Origin of the sequence: Lactiplantibacillus herbarum, assembly GCF_001039045.1 — a bacterium.
In the GTDB taxonomy this organism is placed as follows: Bacteria; Bacillota; Bacilli; order Lactobacillales; family Lactobacillaceae; genus Lactiplantibacillus; species Lactiplantibacillus herbarum.
Genome location: NZ_LFEE01000052.1, coordinates 1 through 4,374 on the forward strand (window position 1 = coordinate 1; position 4,374 = coordinate 4,374).

The 4,374-nt window shown below is 44.8% G+C and carries 5 protein-coding genes; all 5 read right to left on the reverse strand.

What is annotated here, in order from left to right:
- Positions 1 to 346: 346 nt before the first annotated feature.
- The 5 genes from ACG95_RS13845 to ACG95_RS13865 all read right to left on the reverse strand — a co-directional run bounded on the left by ACG95_RS13845 (position 347) and on the right by ACG95_RS13865 (position 4,290).
- A complete protein-coding gene (locus tag ACG95_RS13845; RefSeq protein WP_048001089.1) occupies positions 347 to 1,027 on the reverse strand; it encodes a hypothetical protein in 681 nt (226 codons plus the stop codon).
- The gene (locus tag ACG95_RS13850) at positions 1,024 to 2,361 is read right to left on the reverse strand and encodes a relaxase/mobilization nuclease domain-containing protein (protein WP_048001090.1); all 1,338 of its coding nucleotides are present in this window, start codon (positions 2,359 to 2,361) and stop codon (positions 1,024 to 1,026) included. Before ACG95_RS13850 ends, ACG95_RS13845 begins: the two co-directional genes overlap by 4 nt.
- A complete protein-coding gene (locus ACG95_RS13855; protein WP_048001091.1) occupies positions 2,340 to 2,678 on the reverse strand; it encodes a plasmid mobilization protein in 339 nt (112 codons plus the stop codon). Before ACG95_RS13855 ends, ACG95_RS13850 begins: the two co-directional genes overlap by 22 nt.
- 371 nt (positions 2,679 to 3,049) lie before the next feature.
- Entirely contained in the window at positions 3,050 to 3,370 is a 321-nt protein-coding gene (locus ACG95_RS13860; RefSeq protein ID WP_048001092.1) for a hypothetical protein, read from the reverse strand.
- On the reverse strand, positions 3,367 to 4,290 hold the full coding sequence (locus ACG95_RS13865; RefSeq protein WP_048001093.1) for a replication initiation protein: 924 nt from the start codon (positions 4,288 to 4,290) through the stop codon (positions 3,367 to 3,369). Before ACG95_RS13865 ends, ACG95_RS13860 begins: the two co-directional genes overlap by 4 nt.
- Between the last annotated feature and the right edge of the window lie 84 nt (positions 4,291 to 4,374).

Consider the following 4,374-nt stretch of genomic DNA (forward strand, 5'->3'; position numbering starts at 1 on the left):
CCATGCCTATAAACAGACAATTCCATGCCTTAATCATCCTGCAACCCTTGGGGGAGTAAGGCTGAAAGGGTGCCTAAAAGAGGTTTTAAAAGAGGTTTAAAAAGAGGTTATAAAAGAGGCGGGGGTCTCCGACTTCGTCTCCGCGCCCCAAAATGCAAAATCAAACCCAAAAACCAAAAAGGAGTGAGCGAAAATCACGCTCACATTTTGCTTGCAGCGTTCACTTCGTTCACTCGCCAAATTCAAAATCAAAACCGTTGTTCAGAAAGGAGCCTCGACTGACGCTCGGCGGATAGGCCCAGATAGCGTTAGGAGGCTATATTTTGAGTTCTAAGCTCATTTAGCGCTACCAGCGCGTATTCTTACGCTTCTTCCAGAACAAGAGCTTAGACGGCTCAAAACCGCTTAATTGTTGAACCGCCTTGACGAGCAACCAGAAACTGGCATAGATGGCGCTGGCAAGGATAACAACACCCAAAACGCCCAGAACGATGGCGCCATACGGGTGTTGAGGCTGAATGGCGAGCACAGTAGCGTACAGCTTATGCAAGCCCCAACCTTGCCAGACTCCTTGGTAAATCAGCTTTTCAAGCACGAAGAAAATCACGGCCACGAGCAACAAACAGACGGCAAAACCGGCTAAATTCGGCGCCAATGATTGCCAAAACTGCCGGTTACCCGTGCTTTTTGCACGTTCGACCGTGGCTTCAAATTCGGCTTGCTGATGCTCAAGGTCGGCTAGTTGCTGTTTTAATTGGTCAGTAACAGCGCCTTTCAGCGTTTTAGGCTCGATTTCAGTCAGTTTTTCTTGCAAAATGCGGTCAATTTCTTGGTGATACCACGCTTTTTCGTGGGCTAAGGCTTCTTCCTGCTTGGCGTGGAAATCAGTCGTGCTGTAGGTATGTACCATTTGTTGAGCGGCCGCTTCTTTGACCATTTTTTGCAGATCAGGGACATTGGTTAAATCGACTTGTCCGTTGGCATAAGCAGTTAAAATTTGCTTGGCTAATTCTTCGTTTTGGCTCATCTTTCTAAGCCTCCTCGGCTGTGATAGTAAGTTGGTGTGGGTTGTTCAGGGGTACGTTGAGGTTTCGGAGCAGTTCGTTTATCTAGGTCTTGTTTAATCGTCTCTTGTCTATCCTGTTCTTTGCGTGCCATATCGGCCTTGAAGCGACTAGCCACGTCTTGATATAAATGCTGGTCGGCTAGTCGTTGCTTAATTTGCTTTGCAAATCCGTGTACTGCGTCAGTAAATCGTTGTAAGCCGTCTGCAATGGTGCGAACTGCTGGTCTAATTCGCTGGTAGATTTGTTCAGCATGACTACCTTGGTCATTAATTTCTTGCATTGAAGTTCCAAGTCGTTCAATTTTTGTTGATTGCTGATTAAGCGCTGGTTTTCTTGCTTCAGTGTCTCGTTCTCGCTGTTCAAGCGCTGTATCAGTTGCCGTTGTGTCTCGCACAAGTTCAGTAGATCTTGCTTGGTCTTCACGGTCGAGTTGTTGTTCTGTTCTTTCTCTAGTTCGTCTCGCCAGCTCATTGTCGATGGCCTCCTTGTCGTAGTCCGTCCCGAGCCGCTTACCCCTTGCTCGTCTTTGCTTATTATTGGCGTCTAAAAATGCGTATGAGAAACTTTGACCACGTTCCCGGACAATTACCCCAGATTGACCCAAAACGTCTGAGAACGTCTTAAAATCGCAAATAGAGGTATCCTGCATGACGGTATCAATTCGGGAACGTAAATCGTGCATGTAAGAATATTCGCCTTTTTTCGTGAGGTCATGTTCGGCTTGAGATTGATGTTCACGAACGGGTGCGATGACTTGCCAGCCCTGTTCTTTAGCGATTTCATCGTTGACATTGCGGATACTGTCAACTGAGTGTCCTTGAGTATCCTGCATTTTTTTGCCAGTCTCGAGGTTGACCTTGCTGACAATGATGTGGTTGTGCAGAATATGATGTTCCCCGTCAATATGCGTGTAAACGGCACTTTGATAGTCGGGATAGAGCTTTTCGGCTAAGGCACAACCAAGATCATTGGCTTTTTGCCAGTCTTTCGGGTTGAGAGCGGTCAACTCATTATCAGCAAAGGATTGGGTAATTCGGCGCACTTGATTTTGCCGCTGGGTTTGATTAAAGGCTTGCTGAACGGCTTTGAACTGTTCTTTGGCAATCATCGGGTCGATACCGTTAGTGCCACCTACCGCTACTGCTCGGCAGTTTTTAAGGTCATCAGGACGTTCCAGCTGGTGTTCTTCTAGCCAGCGTTCCGTGTCGTTGTGCATGGCTTTGTACTGACCGAGAGCGTAGTTCAGAGCACTGGATGCACTAGCGCCCGTAGTCACTTTTGCAATTGTCGCCATAGTTGCCGTTGCACCTCCTGCATTTGCTTAATTTCTGCCAGCATTACTGGCGTTAACGGGTCGCCTTGATTCAGCTTGCGAGTGATCTGATTTAGGTTAGTGCCTTGACGGGTCAGTTCTAGAATAATTTTTTGCGTATCGTTGGCCGGAAAGTAAGGCTTGCGTAACTTTGATTTCAAGGCTAGCTGTTTCGCATAATTTGAGACCGTTAGGCCGTAAGTAGTTGCTGATTGGGTTAGCTTCTCGTATTCCAGACCAGTTAGTCGGAAATTAATTCGTTTAGTTTGCTTATCTGAATCAGCTTTAATATTTGACATGCAGTTCACCCCCTAAGAACCATCATTCTCAATCTGCCCTATGCGGTTAGATTTTTAATGAGTTAATGTAAGTATGAACGCTCCTTAATCAGTCGTGTACAGACTAACATTAAAAATAAGATACTGCAAGCGACCTGTTAGACATACATTTTGCTTCGCAAAAGTATGCCTAACAGCACTTGAAAAGAGGGCGCTCCGCTCCCCCTTTTATCCCCCTGAAAGTCAAACCCAAAACCGTGTCGATTTAGCTTCGCTAAACGTCACAAAAGTCAAACCCGTTAAACCGTCCCTTTTTTTGTGAAAAAAGGGACCCAAAAAAGTGCACAAAAAAAGCCGAAAGTTTGCTGTTCGCAAATCGGCTTTTTTGTGCACTATGGTTTCGTATTTTCGTTCCGAAATTGGCTCAACCATTCGCTCACTTCTGATAGATTATCTATCTTCCAGAAGTTACCGTTCCATTGCATATTTTCAGCAATGGCTTGTAACTGCTTAAATTGCTCCGAGGTTAAAGTTGGTTCTTTGGGTTGGAACATAGGAATATGCTCCAGCATATTCTCAGCCGTTGTCATATTTTTAGGGTGCGACTGCTTGTAAAACTTACGTCCTAAGCGCTCGTACTCTTTCGCAAGTGCTTTACGTTTGCGTGTTTTCAGTTGCTTTTCCAATGCTTCAATGCGTTCTAATTCAGTCATCGCAATCCTCCGTTCCGTAATTCTTCTAGTAATTTTCGGCGTTCATCTTCACGTATCTGTTGTTCGCGTTTCTCTAATTCTTTTTGTCTGAATTCTTGTTCCGTTGTTCCGAGTTGAACCCCACGAACTTTGTCGAGTGCCCGCCACTTTTCTTGATCACTCACCTCACCATTGTGCTCAATATTGAATTTGGCTTTGTTGAGTCGTTCAGTTTTGCTGACGTGCACATCTTCGACATCTTTGCGTTCTGGCGTCCAGCTAAAAGCATAGCCAATCACTGGTTTCCCGCGTCCTTTACCGTATTTCTTGCGAATACATAGTCCACGAAATAGAGGGGTTAGTTCTTCTTTAATCGGACTAATAACATATTGGTCAGTGTTAGACTGCCGGTAACTTTTTGGAATATCAAGCAATTCAATAAAATCGGATTTTGAAAAATAGGCGTAACCGGTGGAGAGAAAACCTTTCAACAAACGGAACATCGTTTTGGCATAGCTGCTCTTCAAGTCACGAAACTCGGTTAAAGCGTAACGTACCCAGCTTTCTAGGTTGTTAAGCAAAGGAATTGCGTCACGATAAACTTCAACGTCAACATAGGGCTCGTCGGCGTCCCCATTAATTTGAAATTTGGTGAACATGACAAAGCGCGTGAAACTCAAGCCCGACTTGCTTTGACTACCAAAACGTAAATCCATCAGATGGTCATAAGTCCGCTTAATATCGTCTATAAACCGACGATTTGCTGTGGGCTTGTAGTTGCTTAAGTCTTTTAGCTGGTCAAAGGTAAAACGGACTGTCTGGTCGCCCTTGTCCCGCATGCGAGACACAATCGAGAAGAACAGATTCATTTCGGTTGGCGTAAATTTCCGCAGTGGAATGGTGTTCAGTTCGGGTTGATATTTAACTAACTCATTGCTCATATAATCACCTCAAAATTATTATAGCATATATAAAAGAATTCCATACCCTAATTAGCATGCCTATAAACAGACAATTCCATGCCT